General features: G+C 41.2%; 1 protein-coding gene. It reads left to right on the forward strand.

Annotated features, from left to right (window positions below; translation table 11 throughout):
* Window positions 1–532, forward strand: a 532-nt coding sequence (locus IHO13_RS05565) for a MutS-related protein (RefSeq protein ID WP_410543377.1), incomplete at its 5' end; no start/stop codon positions are given.
* Window positions 533–662 lie beyond the last annotated feature (130 nt).

Consider the following 662-nt stretch of genomic DNA (forward strand, 5'->3'; position numbering starts at 1 on the left):
TTTCTTGAGGCAAAACGCTCTCATCGCAATTTTAGCTCATATGGGGTCATTTGTGCCAGCAGGTAGTGCACATATTGGTGTAATTGACAAGATATTCAGCAGGGTTGGTGCAACAGATAATATAACAGCTGGTTATTCTACCTTTATGGTAGAAATGATTGAAACAGCAACCATAGTCAATCAGGCAACAGATCGTTCCTTGGTTATACTTGACGAGATTGGCAGAGGCACAGGGGTACATGACGGCTTATCTATTGCTCAGGCAGTGATTGAACATATTCACAATGTAAACAAGTGCCGCGCCATTTTTGCAACTCATTATCATGAACTAACTAAAGTGAGCAAATACTTAAGCAACGTAAAATGTTTTTGCGTGAAAATAAAAGAATGGAACGGAGAGGTAATCTTTCTCCATGAAGTAGTTGAGGGCGTTGCAGATGAGTCATATGGAATACATGTAGCAAAACTTGCTGGTTTTCCTGATTCTGTACTGGACAGAGCAAACGAAGTATTTGAGGAACTGAGGGCTTGAGGGAGAGTAGGATGTAATGTAAGTGTCTGACTCTGGTTCCTTTATAACGATATTATCCAAGTAACCCCTTTCTCATCATCCCAGTGCCTCCTTCTCTTGTAACCCTAGTAGCCTTTTCTTGTCATCCCAG

This window comes from Wolbachia endosymbiont of Mansonella perstans (assembly GCF_020278605.1).
In the GTDB taxonomy this organism is placed as follows: Bacteria; Pseudomonadota; Alphaproteobacteria; order Rickettsiales; family Anaplasmataceae; genus Wolbachia.